Annotated in this window: 1 protein-coding gene; it reads left to right on the top strand. The window is 44.5% G+C overall.

Going from position 1 to position 308, the window contains the following annotated elements; all coding sequences use genetic code 11:
- On the top strand, nt 1–308 hold a 308-nt coding region (locus LG649_RS16015), incomplete at both ends, for an Ig-like domain-containing protein (protein ID WP_226544820.1).

Here is a 308-nt window from a genome sequence, read left to right as displayed (position 1 = left end):
TAGTGTGGTGACATTAAACCCAGACGGCACATTAAGTGTAACCCCAGTAACGGATAGCACAGAACCAATCAACTTCACCTATACGGTAGAAGATGAAGACGGTTTAACGGATCAAGGTCAAGTCGCTATCACATTCGATCAATTACCTCCAGTAGCGGACGATGAAACGATAGGCAATGCGACGATCAACACGGATGTACCAGTTAACGCATTAGATGGCGATAACGATCCAGATGGCGATAACAATAACATGGTGATTACGGAAGTAGACGGTACACCAATCAGCGTTGGTAACCCAGTAACTTTAA

Origin of the sequence: Neotamlana laminarinivorans (genome assembly GCF_020523925.1) — a bacterium.
In the GTDB taxonomy this organism is placed as follows: Bacteria; Bacteroidota; Bacteroidia; order Flavobacteriales; family Flavobacteriaceae; genus Neotamlana; species Neotamlana laminarinivorans.
Note: the sequence above shows the minus strand (reverse complement) of the source record. Positions and strands in the feature narration are given on the sequence as shown.